Annotated in this window: 17 protein-coding genes; 15 read left to right on the top strand and 2 right to left on the bottom strand. The window is 68.7% G+C overall.

Going from position 1 to position 17,739, the window contains the following annotated elements; translation table 11 throughout:
* Positions 1 to 8: 8 nt before the first annotated feature.
* Positions 9 to 1,016, bottom strand: coding sequence for a signal recognition particle-docking protein FtsY (gene ftsY, locus F627_RS0100980; protein ID WP_019583021.1), 1,008 nt, complete (start codon positions 1,014 to 1,016; stop codon positions 9 to 11).
* Positions 1,017 to 1,071: 55 nt separating this feature from the next.
* Here ftsY and F627_RS0100985 point away from each other — a divergent pair, with 55 nt between their 5' ends.
* The 14 genes from F627_RS0100985 to F627_RS0101050 all read left to right on the top strand — a co-directional run bounded on the left by F627_RS0100985 (position 1,072) and on the right by F627_RS0101050 (position 16,011).
* Positions 1,072 to 2,484 carry a pitrilysin family protein gene (locus F627_RS0100985; RefSeq protein WP_026331986.1) on the top strand — a complete coding sequence of 471 codons (1,413 nt, stop codon included), beginning with the start codon at positions 1,072 to 1,074 and terminating at the stop codon, positions 2,482 to 2,484.
* A 14-nt stretch (positions 2,485 to 2,498) separates the two neighbouring features.
* Complete coding sequence (locus F627_RS0100990) at positions 2,499 to 3,803, top strand: pitrilysin family protein (protein ID WP_019583023.1); 1,305 nt, start codon at positions 2,499 to 2,501, stop codon at positions 3,801 to 3,803.
* Complete coding sequence (gene rsmD / locus F627_RS0100995; protein ID WP_026331987.1) at positions 3,790 to 4,401, top strand: 16S rRNA (guanine(966)-N(2))-methyltransferase RsmD; 612 nt, start codon at positions 3,790 to 3,792, stop codon at positions 4,399 to 4,401. The genes F627_RS0100990 and rsmD overlap by 14 nt, the downstream gene beginning before the upstream one ends.
* 179 nt (positions 4,402 to 4,580) lie before the next feature.
* Positions 4,581 to 6,203, top strand: coding sequence for a BCCT family transporter (locus tag F627_RS0101000; RefSeq protein ID WP_018867767.1), 1,623 nt, complete (start codon positions 4,581 to 4,583; stop codon positions 6,201 to 6,203).
* 9 nt (positions 6,204 to 6,212) lie between these two features.
* A complete protein-coding gene (locus F627_RS0101005) occupies positions 6,213 to 7,094 on the top strand; it encodes an NAD(P)-dependent oxidoreductase (protein ID WP_081630696.1) in 882 nt (293 codons plus the stop codon).
* Positions 7,095 to 7,461: 367 nt separating this feature from the next.
* Positions 7,462 to 7,668: a 50S ribosomal protein L31 gene (gene rpmE / locus F627_RS0101010; RefSeq protein WP_018867769.1), complete on the top strand. Its 207-nt coding sequence runs from the start codon at positions 7,462 to 7,464 to the stop codon at positions 7,666 to 7,668.
* A 49-nt stretch (positions 7,669 to 7,717) separates the two neighbouring features.
* Positions 7,718 to 8,548 (top strand): hypothetical protein, encoded by an 831-nt coding sequence (locus F627_RS0101015; RefSeq protein ID WP_019583026.1) that lies wholly within the window; start codon positions 7,718 to 7,720, stop codon positions 8,546 to 8,548.
* Positions 8,549 to 8,563: 15 nt separating this feature from the next.
* Positions 8,564 to 9,430 carry a M48 family metallopeptidase gene (locus tag F627_RS0101020; protein ID WP_018867771.1) on the top strand — a complete coding sequence of 289 codons (867 nt, stop codon included), beginning with the start codon at positions 8,564 to 8,566 and terminating at the stop codon, positions 9,428 to 9,430.
* Between the two features lie 81 nt (positions 9,431 to 9,511).
* On the top strand, positions 9,512 to 10,732 hold the full coding sequence (locus F627_RS0101025; protein ID WP_019583027.1) for a malic enzyme-like NAD(P)-binding protein: 1,221 nt from the start codon (positions 9,512 to 9,514) through the stop codon (positions 10,730 to 10,732).
* A gap of 30 nt (positions 10,733 to 10,762) precedes the next feature.
* Complete coding sequence (gene mdh, locus F627_RS0101030; RefSeq protein WP_018867773.1) at positions 10,763 to 11,686, top strand: malate dehydrogenase; 924 nt, start codon at positions 10,763 to 10,765, stop codon at positions 11,684 to 11,686.
* Positions 11,670 to 12,626, top strand: coding sequence for a 5'-3' exonuclease H3TH domain-containing protein (locus F627_RS0101035; RefSeq protein WP_019583028.1), 957 nt, complete (start codon positions 11,670 to 11,672; stop codon positions 12,624 to 12,626). Before mdh ends, F627_RS0101035 begins: the two co-directional genes overlap by 17 nt.
* Entirely contained in the window at positions 12,623 to 13,279 is a 657-nt protein-coding gene (locus tag F627_RS0101040; protein ID WP_018880884.1) for a DUF1007 family protein, read from the top strand. The genes F627_RS0101035 and F627_RS0101040 overlap by 4 nt, the downstream gene beginning before the upstream one ends.
* Before the next feature lie 10 nt (positions 13,280 to 13,289).
* Positions 13,290 to 13,829 carry a pseudouridine synthase gene (locus F627_RS0101045; protein ID WP_018867776.1) on the top strand — a complete coding sequence of 180 codons (540 nt, stop codon included), beginning with the start codon at positions 13,290 to 13,292 and terminating at the stop codon, positions 13,827 to 13,829.
* 115 nt (positions 13,830 to 13,944) lie between these two features.
* Positions 13,945 to 16,011, top strand: a complete 2,067-nt coding sequence (locus F627_RS0101050) for a transglycosylase SLT domain-containing protein (protein WP_042835137.1) — start codon at positions 13,945 to 13,947, stop codon at positions 16,009 to 16,011.
* A gap of 277 nt (positions 16,012 to 16,288) precedes the next feature.
* Here F627_RS0101050 and F627_RS0101055 read toward each other — a convergent pair whose 3' ends face one another.
* The gene (locus tag F627_RS0101055) at positions 16,289 to 16,672 is read right to left on the bottom strand and encodes a group III truncated hemoglobin (RefSeq protein WP_018879352.1); all 384 of its coding nucleotides are present in this window, start codon (positions 16,670 to 16,672) and stop codon (positions 16,289 to 16,291) included.
* 68 nt (positions 16,673 to 16,740) lie between these two features.
* Here F627_RS0101055 and F627_RS0101060 point away from each other — a divergent pair, with 68 nt between their 5' ends.
* Positions 16,741 to 17,649 (top strand): fructosamine kinase family protein, encoded by a 909-nt coding sequence (locus F627_RS0101060; RefSeq protein WP_018880882.1) that lies wholly within the window; start codon positions 16,741 to 16,743, stop codon positions 17,647 to 17,649.
* Positions 17,650 to 17,739 lie beyond the last annotated feature (90 nt).

Genomic DNA, 17,739 nt, shown 5'->3' on the forward strand with positions numbered 1-17,739 from the left:
GGAGCGGGTCAGTCGCTGTCGCGGCCGAGCAGGGCGCGGACGAAGGCGTGCGCATCGAAGACCTGCAGGTCCTCGGCCTTCTCCCCGACCCCGATGAAGCGCACCGGCACCCCCAGCTGTTCGGCCAGCGCGAACAGCACGCCGCCCTTGGCGGTCCCGTCCAGCTTGGTCACCACGATCCCGGTCAGGCCCAGTGCCTCGTGAAACTCGCGCGCCTGATTCAGCGCGTTCTGCCCGGTTCCGCCATCCACCACCAGCAGGACCTCGTCCGGGGCGTGTTCGTCCAGCCGCCCCATCACGCGTTTTACCTTGCGCACCTCGTCCATCAGGTTGGTCTGGGTATGCAGGCGCCCGGCGGTGTCCGCGATCATCACATCGATGCCGCGCGCCTGCGCCGCCTGCAGCCCGTCGTAGACCACCGATGCGGAATCGGCCCCGGTGCCCTGGGCGATCACCGGGGCGTTGTTGCGCTCGCCCCAGGTCTGCAGCTGTTCCACCGCCGCGGCGCGGAAGGTGTCGCCGGCCGCCAGCAGCACCGAGCGGCCGTTGGCCTGGAGGTGGTGCGCCAGCTTGCCGATGGTGGTGGTCTTGCCGGCGCCGTTGATGCCGACCACGAGGATCGAGAATGGGCGTTCGGCCTCCGGGATCTCCAGCGGCTGCGAGACCGGCTCGAGGATCTCGATCATGGCCGCCTCGAGGGCGTCCATCAGCGCCTCGGCATCATCCAGCTGGCCGCGTTTTACCTCGCGGGTGATACGATCCATGATCCGCTGGGTCGCATCCAGGCCCACGTCCGCGAGGAGCAGGCGTTCTTCCAGCTCCTCGAACAGTTCGTCGTCGATCTTGCGCCGGAACAGCGACCCCAGATCGCCGCCCAGGGCCTGCCCGGTCTTGGCCAGGCCCTGGCGCAGGCGCTGGAACCAGCCCCCGCGGGCGGGCTTTTCCGGCTCGGCGTTCGCCGTCTCCGGCGGGGCGGCCGTGGAGTCTTCGGACTTCTTCTTGCGGAAACCGAACATGCTCGATGTGGTCAAGTAGAGAGTTCGCCAATGCTAGCACGAGGATTCATGAATCATGCGCGGTAAAAAACTGGTCACAGTGCTCATTACAGCGCTGGTGTGCGCCTGGCCGGCGGTCGGGTCGGCCGCGCCGCCGGAGATCGAATCGGACGTGGTCGAGGCCACGCTGGACAACGGGCTGACGGTGCTGGTGCTGGAGGACCGGCGGGCCCCGGTCGTGGCCAATATGGTCTGGTACCGGGTCGGCTCGGCCGACGAGCACAGCGGTGTGACGGGGATCTCGCACATGCTGGAGCACATGATGTTCCGCGGCTCCGAACGCTACGAGCCGGGCGAATTCTCGCGCATCATCTCGCGCCTGGGCGGACGCGAGAACGCCTTTACCGGTCGTGACTACACCGGCTACTTCCAGGTGATCGGGCGCGATCACTGGGAGACGGTGATGGCGATGGAGGCGGAACGCATGCAGCACCTCAAGCTGCAGGAAGACGAGTTCCGCCCGGAACTGAGCGTGGTCCAGGAGGAGCGCCGCCTGCGGGTGGAGGATCAGCCGAACGCCCTGCTGCGCGAGCAGCTGATGGCCACCGCCTTTTTCAACCACCCCTACGGCAACCCGGTGATCGGCTGGATGAGCGACATCGAGGCCTACACCCTGGAGGACAACCAGGCGTGGTACGACCGCTACTACCACCCCAACAACGCGGTCGTCGTGGTGGTAGGCGATGTCGACGCCGAGCGGGTGATCGACGCCGCCCGCGAGCACTTCGGCGACATCCCCGCCGGGGAGCTGCCGGAGGCGAAGCCGCGCAGCGAGACCCCGCAGAAGGGCGAGCGCCGTATCACGGTGGAGGCCCCGGCCGAACTCCCCTACCTGATGATGGGCTGGAAGACTCCGGTGCTGAACACCGTCGAGGATCCGGTGGATGCCTATGCCCTGATGGTGGCGGCCGGGATCCTCGATTCCGGCGAGGCCTCGCGCTTTGCCCGCGAGATCGTGCGCGGCGAGGAGCTGGCCGGCGCGACGTCGGCCCGCTACAGCCCCTTCAGCCGGCTGGATGACCTGTTCCTGATCGCGGCCGTGCCCACGGCGGATACCGACGTCGACACGCTGGAGGCCGCCCTGCTGGAACAGGTGGAGCGCCTGAAGGACGAGCCGGTCAGCGACAGCGAGCTCGAGCGGGTGCAGGCGCGGGTGATCGCCTCCGAGGTGTACCAGCGCGATTCGGTGCGCTCGCAGGCCTTCCAGCTGGGCATGCTGCAGACCATCGGGGTCGGCTGGCAGGAAGGCGATCGCTTCGTCGAGCGCGTGCGGGCGGTCACCGCCGAGGACGTGCAGCGCGTGGCCCGCGAGTATCTGGTGCCGCAGCGCCGCACGGTCGGGATCCTCGACCCGCAGCCCCTGGATGGCGAAGACCCGCCCGATCCGGGGGCGGCGCAACCCTATGGCGAAACCGCGGGGGGCATGTGATGACGGGAGGCAAGATGATGCGTGCAGGATGGCTGACGGCCTTCGTGTGGCTGCTGGCTCTGGCGCTGCCGGCCCAGGCGGTGGAGATCGAGCAGTGGGAGACCGACGAGGGCCTGCGCGTGCTCTATGTGGCCGCGCCGGACCTGCCGATGGTCGACTTGCGTCTTACGTTCGACGGCGGCGCCTCGCGCGACGGTGACCAGCACGGCCTGGCCTCGCTGACCAGCAGCGCCCTGCGCCACGGCACGGAGGAGATGGATTCGGACGAACTGGCCGAGCGCTTCGAGTCGGTGGGCGCGCAATTCAGCACCGATTCGCTGCGCGACATGGCCATCGTCAGCCTGCGCAGCCTGACCGAGCCGGACTGGATGAATACCGCGGTGGAGACCCTGACCGCCGTGCTGGCCGCGCCGGCCTTCCCCGAGGCCGACTTCGAGCGGGCCCGGCGCCAGGCCCTGCAGGGGCTGCAGCGCGAGCGCCAGGACCCGGGCAGCGTCGCCAGCCGGCGCTTCTACGAACTGATGTATGGCGACCACCCCTACGCCAACTGGCCGGGCGGCAAGCGCGAGACCCTGGAGGCCCTGGCGCCGGCGGATGCCCGTGCGTTCTATGAGCGCTTCTACACCACCGGCAACGGGGCCCTGGCGATCACTGGTGGCCTGACGCGCGAGGAGGCTGAGGCGGTGGCCGACCGGATCTCCGCGGCGCTGCCGCAGGGCGCGGCGGCGGAGCCGCTGCCGGCCGTGGAGCCGCGCGACGAGCCGGTGGAGGAGCGTATCGAGTTTCCCTCCGAGCAGGCCCATATCCTGATGGGCGCCCCGGCGCTGCGACGTGGCGACGAGGATCATTACGCCCTGACGCTTGCCAATCACGCCTTCGGGGGCGGCGGCTTTACCTCGCGGCTGTTTCGGGAGATCCGCAGCCAGCGTGGTCTGGCCTATTCCGTGAGCAGTCGCCTGCAGCCGATGGCGGCCGAGGGCCCCTTCCGGATCGGGATGCAGACCGGCGTGGACCAGGCGGACGAGGCGGTGACCGCCCTGCGCGAGGCGCTCGTGCGCTGGCACGCCGACGGGGTCGATGCCGAAGAACTCGAGGCATCGCGCGAGAACGTGGTCAACAGCTTCCCGCTGTCGCTGGCCTCGAACAGCGATATCGTCGGACTGCTGGGGATGATGGCCTTCTACGACCTGCCGCTAGACTACCTGGAGCGCTATATCGAGCGCACGGAGGCGGTGGAGCTGGATGAACTGAATGCCCGGTTGCGCGAGCGCATCAACCCGGATGCGATGGTCACGGTGATCGTGGGTGGGCAGGAGTAGGCGGGCCCCCGCCGGGCGCCCGGCGCGCATCCGCATCATCGGCGGCGCCTGGCGGCGACGCTGGCTCCCGGTCCCTGCGGTGGGCGGCCTGCGGCCGACTGCCGATGCCCTGCGCGAGACGGTGTTCAACTGGCTGCAGCCCCGGTTGCCGGGCGCACGGGTGCTGGATCTGTTCGCCGGAACCGGGGCGCTGGGGCTGGAGGCGGCTTCGCGCGGGGCCCATGCGGTGCTGCTGGTCGAGCGCGATGCGCGCGCCGCGGCCCAGCTCCAGGCGAACTGCGAGACCCTGGGCGCCGGGCAGGTCAGCGTGCGTCGGGATGACGCCCGGCGCCTGCTGGCCGGCCCACCCCCCGAGGGCCTTGCCTACGATCTCGTGCTGGTGGACCCGCCGTTCGGGCAGGGGCATGTCCCGCCGGTGCTGGAGGCCCTGCTCGCGCAGGGCTGGCTGCACGCCGACAGTCGGGTTTATGTGGAGCTCGAGTCCGAGGCGGATCTCGCCTTTCTCGCTGCGGGGGGCTGGCAGATCGAGCGCGAGCGCCAGGGCGGGCAGGCTCGGGCCCTGCTGCTGGCCCGGAATTCGACCCGCGCCGAGGCGTGAGGCCGCGCGGGCCGTGACGCCTGTCGCGGTTTTGCAGTGCGGCGAGTCTTTCGCTACGGTGATGCTGTCCCACCTACCGCGACAACGCCCATCGGGCGCCTCCCCGCGCGGCTTCCGGAAAACTCCGGAACCGGACCGCTCGGTCTTGCGCTTGCCACAGGAACAAAAGGGGAAACCGAATGGATGAGCAGTCCACCCCCGGTCTGACGCAAACCCGCCTCGGCGGCTTTGGCGTGATCTGCAGCCCGGTCTTCTATACCGCCAGCCTGATAATCGCAGCCTTCGTGGCTTTCGGGGCCATCTTCCCGGATCGTGCCGAGGCGATCTTCGAGCAGCTCCAAAGTGGCATCGGGGAGTATCTCGGCTGGTATTACATGCTGGTCGTGACGGTATTCCTGGTCTTTTCCCTGTACCTGATGTTCAGCCGCTACGGCGGCGTGCGCCTGGGCGACCAGTTCGAGACCCCGCGTTTCAGCTACGCCGCGTGGTTCGCGATGCTGTTCTCCGCGGGCATGGGGATCGGGCTGCTGTTCTGGAGCATCGCCGAGCCGATGTTCCACTACCTCAGCCCGCCGCATGCGGAGGGCGAGAGTGCCGAGGCGGCCACCGAGGCCATGCGGTACACCTTCTTCCACTGGGGCCTGCACGCCTGGGCGATCTACATCGTTGTTGGCCTGTCGCTGGCGTACTACGCCTACCGCCACAACCTCCCGCTGCTGATCCGCTCGTCGCTGTACCCGTTCATTGGTGATCGGATCTATGGCCCGTGGGGACATCTCGTCGACGTGGTGGCGCTGTTTGGCACCATGTTCGGGGTGGCCACCTCGCTGGGCCTTGGCGTCATGCAGATCAACTCGGGCCTGAACTTCGTGTTCGGGATCGAGGAATCCACCTTCATGCAGATCGTCCTGGTCGCGATCATCACCCTGATTGCCGTCGTCTCGGTGGCGCTGGGTGTGGACAAGGGCATCAAGCGCCTGTCCAACTTCAATATTGGCCTGGCGGCGATCCTGATCGCCCTGCTGCTGGTGATGGGGCCGACCCTGTTTATCCTGCGTCTGCTGGTGGAAAGCACCGGTGTCTATGTGCAGTCCCTGCCCGAGATGAGCCTGTGGGCCGACACCATCGAGGACTCCGGCTGGGCCACCTCCTGGACCATCTTCTACTGGGGCTGGTGGATCTCCTGGGCCCCGTACGTCGGTATGTTCATCGCGCGGGTCTCGCGCGGGCGCACCATTCGCGAGTTCGTCGCCGGGGTGCTGCTGGCCCCGACCGCCGCGGCCTTCGTCTGGCTGGCCGTGTTCGGGGGTACCGCGATGAGCTACGAGCTCGACGGCGTGGCGGACCTGGCCGGCGCCGTTTCGGAAAACGTGTCCACGGCGCTGTTCGTCACCCTCCAGGCCCTGCCGCTCTTCGACTGGCTGGCCGTGGCGGTGATGGCGGCGGCGACGCTGCTGATCGTGACGTTCTTCGTGACCTCCTCGGACTCCGGTTCGCTGGTCATCGACACCCTGGCCTCCGGCGACGTGCGTAACCCGACCGTCACCCAGCGCGTGTACTGGGCCATCCTCGAGGGGGTGGTCGCCTCCATCCTGCTGCTGGCGGGTGGACTGGCCGCACTGCAGGCGGCCGCGATCAGTGTCGGGCTGCCGTTCTCCGTCATCATGCTGATCATGGTGATCGGCCTGTGGCGAAGCCTGCACCAGACCGAGGCGGTCACGCCGAGCAAGTACCAGAAGGAGGCCCCGCCGCCGCATACCCTGCTCGGGTATACGGATGATCTGGACGACAAGATCAAGTAGGGGGTCAGCATGACTGCGTCCCGAGTGGCGCTGCTGGGATGCGGGCTCATGGGGCAACCCACGGGCCTGCGTCTTTTGCAGGCCGGATTTCCCGTGGTGGCCTACAACCGCACAGTCGCTCGCGCGAGCGATCTGGCGGCCGAGGGGGTCACCGTCCACAACGCCCCCGCCGCGGCCGTCGCGGAGGCCGATGTGCTGGTGCTGATGCTCAGCGATGCCGGCGCCATTGGCGCGGTGCTCGACGAGCTGCCGGACGGGGCGCTGGACGGGCGCTGCGTGATCCAGATGGCGACCATCCTGCCGGCCGAGAGCCGGGCCCTGGCACAGCGGGTCCGCGCCGCCGGGGCCTGCTACCTGGAGGCCCCGGTGCTGGGCTCCATCCCGGAGGCGCGCGATGGACGGCTGCTGATCATGGCGGGTGCCGACCGCGAGGCGGACTTTGTCCGGGCGCGGCCGGTGCTGGCGGCCCTGGGCGAGACGCCCCGGCACGTCGGCGCCGTGGGGCAGGGGGCGGCTCTGAAGCTCGCCTTCAACCAGCTGATTGCGAGCCTGACCGCTGCGTTTTCCCTCAGCCTGGGGCTGGTGCGGCGCGAGGGCGTGGAGGTGGATACCTTCATGGACATCCTGCGTGACAGCGCCCTGTACGCCCCGACCTTCGACAAGAAGCTGGGCAAGATGGTCTCCGGCGACTTCGGCACGGCCAATTTTCCGGTCAAGCACTTGCTGAAGGATGTGCGCCTGACCGAGCAGGCGGTCGAGGATGCCCATCTGGTGGGCCCATGGTTGCCGTTGCTGGCGGATCTGCTGGATCGGGCGCAGGCCCAGGGCCTGGCGGACGCGGATTACTCTGCCATCTACACGGCGATTGTCCCGGACTCGCCAGGGCGATGAGGGCGGACCGCGGCTTTATGCACAGCCGTCTCCGCAGTCCGAGCGGGTACGCCTGTGTCCGTCACGGACGCCGGGTCGTGGTGGTTTTCGGAGAGTAAAACAATTGAGATCAAGGTGTTGCGGGGGTTTTTTGTCTCATCGGTGGCGGCGCCCCTTGACGTCCCGCGAGCGTCTCGTTCCGGGGGCGACAATTCGTCCACAAAGTTATCCACAGTTTGTTCGGTGGGCAAAACCACGTGGCCATTCAGGGGTTTGCCGCCTGGATTTCAAATGCCCTGCCCAAATGGCGCCGTAAACCGGCCTTGCGCTGAAGGCCCGGAGCCGGCTATCCTATTGGACTTTTCGCCAGAACCTGCGTGAGCCGACCATGAAAGCCGACATCCATCCGAACTACCACAACGTCAAGGTTATCTGCAGCTGCGGTACGCAGTTCGAGACCCGCTCCACTCTCGCCTCCGGCGACGAGATGCATGTGGACGTGTGCTCGCAGTGCCACCCGTTCTACACCGGCAAGCAGAAGATCGTTGATACCGCCGGCCAGGTCGACAAGTTCAACCGCCGCTTCGCATTCTGAAGCCGCGGCGCGCCGTCAGGCGCGCAACGCGACCGGGTGCGTGACCGCGATGGCGGGCCGTGTCCGAACCGACGAGGGCGTCCTGCGGGGCGCCCTCGTCTGCGTTGTGGGGGCCGTGCTCCTGCCGCTGGCCGGAATGGCTGCGGCGGAGTGCCGGCTGGCGGATCAGGACCGGCGCGGGTTGCAGGAGGTCGAGGTCGAGCGTGTCGTGGGGTTCGACCGGTTGCACCTGGCCGATGGGCGGACGATCCGCCTGATCGGTCTGGCCCCGGCCGCCCCGTTGCCGGAGGCCTTGACTCCGCTGCGCGATCTGCGCCTGCATGAGGGAATACGTGAAGCCCTTGAAACCCGCCTGGCTGCGGCGGGGCAGCGCCTGAAGCTGCGCCCCGCGGACCCCGCGCGGGACCCGGGAGGTACCCCGCGCATGCATGCCTGGAGTGAAGATGGCGCCTTGCTGGCGGCGGATCTGATCGCGGCGGGCGCGGCGATGCCGCGGCCGGGGCCGCGACCGGTGCCGCTGGATGCCTGCCTGTACGCGGCCGAGGCCGAGGCGCGAGCCGCAGAACGGGGGCTGTGGCTGGAGCGCCCGGCGGCCATGCCCGCCCGGGTACTGGATCCGCTGGATGGCGCGCTGCGTCAGGGCCGGCTGCGGGTGATGGCCGAGGTGACTGCGGTGCGCGCGACCGGGCGCCACTGGGTACTGGTGCTGGAGGGCCCCCTGGATTTGCTGATCCGCGGGGATGACCGCGATCATTGGCCCGAGCTGGATCCCGAATCCTTGATCGGTGAGGCGGTGGTCGCGCGCGGTCAGGTGTATCCTTGGAGAGACCGACTCCGGATGCGCATTCGGCATCCGCTCGATCTCGAGGTAGAGGACTAGCGAGGTGCTGGAATAATGCGTGCGTTTCCCAAGTCGTGGCGGCCGGTCCGCGGTCGCCTGGGCTCTCTGCTCCTGGCGGTGCTGGTTGCCGGTGGCCTTGCGGTGGCGATCCCCGGGTGCACCACCAACCCGGTGACCGGTCGCTCGCAGCTGATGCTGGTCTCCGAGAGCCAGGCCATCAGTGCCTCGCGTACCGCCTATGTGGAGATGCTGGCACCGGCACGGGAGGAAGGCCGGATCAATGCCGACCCCGAGATGACCGCGCGAGTGCATGGCATTACCGAAAAGGTCGTCGCCCAGGCCGTGAAGTACCGCTCCGAGACCGCGGACTGGGACTGGGAGATCGTGGTCATCGAGGCCCCGGACACCATCAACGCGTTCGCCATGGCGGGCGGCAAGATGGCGATCTACTCGGGCATCATCGAGCAGCTGGAGCTGACCGACGACGAACTGGCCCAGATCATCGGGCACGAGATCGCCCATGCGCTGTCGGCCCACACCGCGGAGAAGATGTCGGTGGCGCTGGCCAGCAACATGGCGGTTGCCGGCTACGCCATGACGGGGGATCGTTCGCAGATTGCCCTGACCGGGGCGGCGCTGGGCGCGGCACTGGCGGTCCAGCTGCCGCACAGTCGCGCGATGGAGGCCGAGGCCGACGAGATCGGTATGGAGCTGGCGGCCCGCGCGGGTTATAACCCCGACGCCGCGGCGAGCCTGTGGCGCAAGATGGCGGCCCAGTCCAACGGGCGCCACCCGGTCTTCCTCAGTACCCACCCGGCGCCGGAATCGCGCCAGCGTGACCTCACCCGGATGGCCGATCGCTTCCGGCCACTGTACGAAGAGGCGCGCAACAGCCGCGTCCCCACGCACCCGGTCAACTGAAGGATCTCTCCCGTCGCCCGGACTCGCGCCGGGCGGCACGCCGTTTATTTGTTCCCGATCGAAAAAAGGCCCCGCTACACCATGTCCAAGGATTTCAATCAGCGCGCGCTGGAGTACCACGAGCAGCAGCCGGCCGGAAAACTGGCCATCCAGGTCACCAAGCCCACGGCGACCCAGGACGACCTCTCCCTGGCCTACTCGCCGGGTGTCGCCGCGCCGGTGCGCGCGATCGCCGAGGATCCGGAGCTGGCCTATCGCTATACCGGCAAGGGCAATCTGGTCGCGGTGATCACCGACGGGACCGCCGTGCTGGGGCTGGGTAACGTCGGTGCCCTGGCCTCCAAGCCGGTGATGGAGGGCAAGGGCGTGCTGTTCAAGACCTTCGCCAATATCGACGTGTTCGATATCGAGGTGGACGCCCCGCAGCCGGAGGACTTCATCAACACCGTCGCGCGCATCGCCGGCGGGTTCGGCGGCATCAACCTCGAGGATATCGCGGCGCCGCACTGCTTCGAGATCGAGCGTCGCCTGTCCGAGCGCCTGGACATCCCGGTCTTCCACGATGATCAGCACGGCACTGCGATCATCACCGCGGCCGGCCTGGTCAACGCGCTGGAGATCCAGGGCAAGAAGCTCAGTGAGGCGAAGATCGTCTGCGTCGGCGCGGGCGCCGCCGGGATCGCCTCCATGCAGTTGCTGGTCCGCCTGGGCGCGGCCAAGAAGAACCTGTACATGGTGGATCGCAAGGGCGTGATCCACAGCCAGCGCGACGACCTGAACGAGTACAAGCAGATCTTCGCGGTGGACACCGAGGCGCGCAGCCTGGCGGATGCCTGCCGTGACGCCGATGTCTTCATCGGCCTGTCCGGTCCGGACCTGCTGACCCCGGAGATGCTGCGGTCCATGGCGCCGAAGCCGGTGGTCTTCGCGCTGTCCAACCCGGACCCGGAGATCCGCCCGGAGCTTGCGCACGAGACCCGCGATGACCTGATCATGGCCACCGGGCGTTCGGACTGCCCGAATCAGGTGAACAACGTGCTCGGCTTCCCGTTCATCTTCCGCGGCGCGCTGGATGTGCGCGCGCGGACCATCAACGACGAGATGCTGGTCGCGGCGGTCCACGCGCTCGCCGGGCTGGCCCGCGAGCCGGTACCGCAGTCCGTGCTGGATGCCTACGGGCGGGATGCGCTCGAGTTCGGCCCGCACTACATCCTGCCGACCCCGTTCGATCCGCGCCTGATCGATACCGTGCCACAGGCGATCAGTCAGGCTGCCCGCGACAGCGGGGTCGCCCGCCTGTAGCCCGCCCCAACCGCAGAGGAGGAGCAGCGCATGCAGAAGATCGCCATCGTCGGCGCCGGGCGCGTCGGTGAATCCACCGCCCAGTTCCTTGCGCGGCGTGATGTCGCCCGCGAGATCGCGTTGCTGGATGTGCGCGAGGGCGCGGCGGCCGGTGCTGCCCTGGATATCCAGGAGACCGCCCCGCTGCTGCGCTTCGACACCCGGCTGAGCGGCAGCCACGAGCCCTCGGTGATCGCCGGTGCCGAACTGGTGATCATCACGGCCGGGTTGCCGCGCAAGCCCGGCATGTCGCGCTCCGACGTGCTGGACAAGAACGTCGAGATCCTCGACCTGATCCTGCAGGACATCCTGGTCCATGCCCCGCAGAGCCGCATCCTGGTGGTCTCCAACCCGGTGGACGTGCTGACCTACCGCGCCTGGCAGAAGACCGGCTGGAGCCGCGACCGGATATTCGGCCAGGCCGGGGTGCTGGATACTTCGCGCATGGCCGCCTTCATTGCGCTGGAGACCGGGTTGTCCACCCACGACATCCAGGCGCTGGTACTGGGCGGCCATGGCGATGCGATGGTCCCGATGCTGCGCTATTCCTCGGTCAACGGGGTGCCGCTGCACCACTTCATGGATCAGGCCGCGCTGGACAACATCGTCGAGCGGACCCGCCACGGCGGGGCCGAGATCCTCGCCCTGAAACAGACCTCCAGCGCCTACGGCGCCCCGGCCGCGGCCATCGCCGAGATGGTCGAGGCGATCGCCCTGGACCGGCGCCGGGTGCTGCCCACCGTTGCGCTGCTGGACGGCGAGTACGGCGAGCGCGATGTTGCCATGGGCGTGCCCTGCATTCTGGGTCAGGGCGGCATGGAGCGGGCGATCGAGCTGGACCTGAATGCCGCGGAGCGCGCCGCCTTCGACCAGTCGATCGCCGGGGTGCGGAAGGACCTTGAACGCCTCGCCTGAATCCGCGCCGGTCCCGGATGTGCCACGGCCGACCCTGACGCTGATCGACAGCAGCATCTTCGTCTTCCGTGCCTGGTTCGCGCGCGGCCTGGATCCCGACCCGCAGGGCCGCCCGGGCGGCGCGCTGCACGGCCTGGTCCATTCGCTCTGTCAGTGGTTGCCGGCCTGCGCGCCGGGGCCCGTGGCCTTCTGCCTCGACACCGGGCTGCGCCGGGGCTTTCGTCACCGCATCGATCCGGCCTACAAGGCCCATCGCCCGCCGGCACCGCCGGAGCTGCGCGAGCAGTTCGAACGGATCCGCGAGCTTCTGGGAAGGCTCGGTTTCACGACCCTGGCCGACCCGGAATACGAGGCCGATGACCTGATCGCCAGTCTGGCCCGCTCCGGCCGCGCGGCCGGGTATCGCATCGACGTGAAGAGTGCGGACAAGGATCTGACCCAGGTCATTCTGGGTGATGCGGACCGGCTGCATGACCCGGAACGCGGCACCGACCTGGATCGTCGCGGGATCGAGAAGCGCTTCCGCATTCGGCCGGAACAGGTCGCGGACATGCTGGCGCTGGCCGGGGACGCCAGCGACAACATTCCGGGGATCGATGGGGTCGGCCCGAAAAGCGCCGCGCGCATCCTGCGCCGGCTGCGCGACCTCGACACCGTCCTGGCGGACCCGGCGGCGGTTGCCCGCTGCAATATCCGCCGTGCCCCGGCGGTCGCCGCGGCCATCGCCGGGGCGGCCGATCGCCTGCGCCGTGCGCGCCGGCTGACGGGTCTCGCCGACCGGATCCCGGGGCTGCCGGCAGTCAACCAGATGCTGCCCCGGGGCCCCGACCCGGATGCAGCAGTCTGGCTCCGGGATCTGGGGGTGGCCCCAACCTATCATGCACCGCTGCTGGCCGCCGCCAATGCCTGGGCCGGCGCCGATACGAGACAGACTGCATGACCGCAAGCCGCACATTCCCCGCGATCCTGATCCTGATGGCGTTGTTGCTGCCGGCCGCTGCGCAGGCCCACCCGCATGCGTGGATCGACCTGCGCGTCAGCTTCGAGCGCGACGCCACGGGGCAGATCACCCACATGCTCCACCACTGGCGCTTCGATCCGACCTACGGGCAATACCTCCACGACGATGCCCAGGAGCATCAGCCGGGGGATACCCCGGAGGCGCGCCTGCAGGGGCTGGCCCGCGAGATCCTGGACAACCTCGACGAGTACCGCTGGTACAGCCATCTGCAGGTGGCGGACGACGCGATCGGCATCGCCGCCGCCGCGGAACCGCGCATGGCGATGGAGGACGGGCTGCTGCACTTCCGCTTCCGGCTGGAGCTGGAGACCCCCGTGGATCCCGCCGTCGCGCCGCTGGAGTACAAGGTCTACGACCCGACGTATTTCATCGAGATCCTGCACCAGGAGCCGCACGGCACGCGCATTGTCGATGCCTCCGGCCTGGTGGATGCGACCTGCCAGGCGCAGCTCGAGCGTCCGCGCCCGGATCCGGCCATGGTGGCGCGCGCGATGGCGCTGGACTACGGCGCCAGCGTCGATTACGACCTCGGTCGCTACTTCGCCGAGCGCGTCACCCTGCGCTGCGACTGACGCGCCGTTCATGGCCCGGATTGTCCTGTTCCACAAGCCCTGGGGTGTGCTGCCGCAGTTCACCGACCCCGAGGGGCGGCCGACGCTGGCCGACTACATCGAAATCCCCGGCGTCTACCCGGCCGGACGCCTGGATCGCGACAGCGAGGGCCTGATGGTCCTGACCGACGACGGCCGCCTGAATGCCCGCCTGACTCAGCCACGCCACAAGACCAGCAAGACCTACTGGGTCCAGGTCGAGGGCGAGCCCGACGATGCCGCGCTCGCTGCCCTGCGCGAGGGCGTCGAGCTGAAGGATGGCCTCACGCGCCCGGCGAAGGTGGAGCGCATGGATCCACCGGATCTTCCGGAGCGGGATCCGCCGGTGCGTTTCCGCCGCCATATCCCGACCCGCTGGCTGGCCATCACCCTGCGCGAGGGGCGCAATCGCCAGGTGCGCCGGATGACCGCAGCAGTGGGTCACCCGACCCTGCGTCTGGTGCGCTACCGGGTCGGATCGTGGACCCTCGACGGCCTGGCGCGCGGCGAGGTTCGCGTGCTGGATTCCTGATCCAGAGCCGCTTCTTGCCGGATCTGCCGACATGCCCCCGCGAAACCGCCCGGAAGCCGTTGCAAGCGCCCCGGGGCTGGCCGATGATGAACAACCATTGAAGCGAGGGCAGGGCATGCGCCTTTCCAGGAACGTAATCGTCGGGCTCGCCGGCCTGTTGCTGGCTTTGGCCGCGTCGCTGCCGGCGGCGGCCGCGGAGGACGACCGCTACGTCTTCGAGCGCAGTCTGTTCCTGCTGGCGGAGCGGGCGCTGAACCGGGGCGACATGACCGCCTACCGCGCCGCGCGCAGCACCCTGACCGGCTATCCGCTGACCCCCTATCTGGATTACCGCGAACTCGCGCGCAATCTCGGTCGCGCCGAACCGGACGCCGTGCGCGACTTCGTGCGCGAACATGACGACACCCCGCTGGCCGCGCGGCTGCGCAGTAGTTACCTGACGCACCTCGCGCGCGAGGAGCAGTGGGAGGACTACCTTGAGTTTGTCGCGGCCACCGGGGCGAAGCCGTCGCTGTCGGTCGAGCAGGACTGCTATCGGCGCCAGGCGCTCTTGAAGGCCGGCGACCGCGATGCCGCGCTGGAAGACATGGAGTCCATCTGGTTGCACGGACAATCCCGTCCGTCCGCCTGCGACCCCGTGCTGGCCGCCTGGCGCGACGCCGACGGTCTGACCGGCGAGCTTGCCTGGGAGCGTTTCGAGCTTGCCGTAAAGGCTGGCCAGACCGGTCTTGCCCGTTATCTGCGGCGCTATCTGGCGGATGCCGATCGCCGCTGGGCGGAACGCTGGCTGGACCTGGCCAGCCGCCCCGCGCGGGTGGTGGAGGTCGACTTCCAGGCCGACGATCACCGCTCGGCCGAGGCGCTGCTGGAGCGGGCCTTTACCCGCTGGGTCCGGCAGGACCTGGACGCCGCGCTGGAGGGGTGGGAGGCGTCCGGGGACGCGCTCGGGCTGTCGACCGAGGCCGCCGGGCGCGTGCAGCACGCACTTGCCCTGCGTCTGGCCCTGCGGTATCGCCCCGAGTCCCTGGACTTCATGGCCCGCCTGGAACCCGAGGTGTTCGATACCCAGTTGCGCCAGTGGCAGGTGCGGGCGGCCCTGTACGAGCGCGACTGGGCGACGGTGATGGATGCGATCCGCGCCATGGATCGCGACGTGCGTGACGAGGCGGCGTGGCAGTACTGGTACGCCCGGGCGCTGGAGCAGACCGAGTCGCTGGAGGCTGCCCGTCGCTTCTACGAGCGCGCCGCCCGCGAGCGCAACTTCCACGGCTTCCTGGCCGCTGACCGGCTGGGCCAGCCCTACCGCATCGGGCATGAGCCCCTGGTGCTGGACGACGGGCGGCGGGCGGCCATGCGCGAGCATGCCGGCATGCAGCGCATGCGCGAGCTGGTCCGCCTGGATCGCTACGCCGAGGCCCGCCGCGAGTGGACCCATGCCATCGCGGGCTGGGATACGCCGGAACTGGAGTCGGCGGCGCGCACCTTCGCCGACTGGGGCTGGCATGACCGCGCCATCTTCACCGCTGCGCGGGCGCGTAACTGGGACGACATCGAGCTGCGTTTCCCACTGGCCTTTGACGACCTCATCGTGACCGGGGCCCGCGAACAGGCCATCGACCCGGCCTGGGCCATGGCCATCGCGCGCCAGGAGAGCGCGTTCCTGCATGACGTGCGTTCCGGGGCCGGCGCGCTGGGGATCATGCAGGTGATGCCGGCGACCGGCCGCTCGATCGCCTCGGCGGCCGGGGTACGGGTGAATTCCGACTGGGACATCCTCGACCCGGCGACCAACGCCCGGCTCGGGACCTACTACCTGCGGCGCAACCTCGACCGCTTTGGCGGTCACAGCCTGCTGTCCACCGCGGCCTACAACGCGGGGGCCCACCGCGTGCGCTCCTGGCTGCCGGAGGATCGGGCGATGGACCCGGATATCTGGGCCGAACTGATCCCGTTCTCCGAGACTCGCGATTACATTCGCCGGGTGTTTGCCTACCGTATCCTGTACGCGGTGCGCCTGGGGCAGGAGCCGCCGTCGCTGTCCACGCTGCTGTATCCGGTCACGCCGCAGGACCGCCTGGCCGCCAGCCGCGAACGCCACCTGGCCGCCCTGCCGGGCGATGCGGGCATCACCCTCAGTCGGGCCTTCTGCGACGCCCCGGGCTACACCGACAACGCCTGCTAGGGCGTCTGCTCACCACGAAGCTCACGAAGGCACGAAGAAGGGTCAGGTCAAAAGCGATTCACAGGAAGGTTGGAAGATCGGAAGTAGGGAAATGGGTTGAGGGCCTGGGGCCGCCGCTGGGTGCCGGCGTCAGCCGCGACCGCAAAGGCAACAGCGCGGGGCCGTGCCCCGAAGCCGCCCCACAAGACCTCTTCCTGACTTCCCTTCTTCCTGTAAAACCGCCCTTGACCTTCTTCGTGTCTTCGTGCGCTTCGTGGTGAAGAACAGGGTGCTGGAACTAGCCGCGGATGATGTCCTCGCGCATGCGGCTGGCGATGCCGTCGGCCAGTTGTTGCCATTCGGCCGCCAGCGGGGCCTCCAGGTGTTCTTCGGTGGTGGCCTTGAAGTGGCGCATCCAGATGGCCAGGTCGGCCTCGGTCAGGTTCAGCGGCGCGTGCTTGCCGACCATGTCGATGGTCGGCGGCTGTTCCAGGCGCCCGCCCAGGTTCTGGTACCAGAAATCGGCGATCCGGTTCACGTGATCCGGGAAGTCCTGAATGCGCTCGAAGTGATGACCGATCTCGGGGTCGGCCGAGAGGCGGCGGTAGAAGTCGTCGATCACCGCGCGGATGCGCTCGGCGCCGATCTTGTCGCACAGGGGTTCGAGCTTGCGAAAGGCCATGGGGGTCTCCTGACGAATCCTGCGTCAGCCGGTACCCTGCATGTTGCAGAGCAACCCGGATGCCGAGGATGAACCGATTCGATTCAGCGGGCCCCGATGCCGTGACGGCGGCGGTGGCCCAGTGCATTGCCGACCATACCGGAACGCCGTTCGAGCCGACAGGAAGCCAGGCCTGTTCCGGGGGCTCCATCAACCAGGCGCAGCGCCTGACCGGGACCGACGGGCGTCGCTTCTTCGTCAAGCTGAGCGGGGGCGATGGCGCCGCGATGTTCGCCGCCGAGGCGCGCGGCCTGGAAGAACTCGCGCGCTGCGAACGGCTGAAGATCCCCGAGGTGGTGGGGACTGGCTCCGCCGGCAGTACCCACTTCCTGGTGATGGAGGATCTCGCGCTGGGCGGGCGTCGCGACGGTGTGGCCCTGGGGCACGGGATCGCCGACATGCACCAGAAGACCCGGACGCGCTTCGGGCTGGATCACGACAACTTCATCGGCAGCACCCCGCAGTCGAATACCGAGCACGACGACTGGGTCTCGTTCTATCGCGACGAGCGCCTGGGCTTCCAGCGCCGGCTGGCGCGCGAGCGCGGGGCCTCGCGCTCGTTGCTGGGAGCGCTGGAGGAGCTGGAGGCCTCCCTGGACGGCTTCTTCGTCGACTACCGGCCCGAGCCATCGCTGCTGCACGGCGACCTGTGGAGCGGCAACTGGGGATTCCTGGCGGACGGGCGCGCGACGATCTTTGATCCGGCGGTGTACTACGGCGACCGCGAGGCCGATCTGGCAATGATGGAGCTGTTCGGCCACCCCGGCCAGGACTTCGTGGCCGCGTACGAGGAGATCCTGCCCATCGACCCGGGCTATGGCGTGCGCCGTACGCTCTACAACCTCTACCACATCCTCAATCACGACCACTTGTTCGGCGGCGGCTACGGCGCCCAGGCCGAGCGCATGATCCGCCAGCTCCTCGCCGAACTGCGCTGACGGCCCACGTCGAGACTTTGAAAGGCAAGGGCGGTTTTACCACGAAGCTCACGAAGGCACGAAGAAGGTCAAGGGCGGTTTACCACAGAG

Origin of the sequence: Thioalkalivibrio sp. ALE16, from assembly GCF_000381305.1 — a bacterium.
Classification (GTDB): domain Bacteria; phylum Pseudomonadota; class Gammaproteobacteria; order Ectothiorhodospirales; family Ectothiorhodospiraceae; genus Thioalkalivibrio.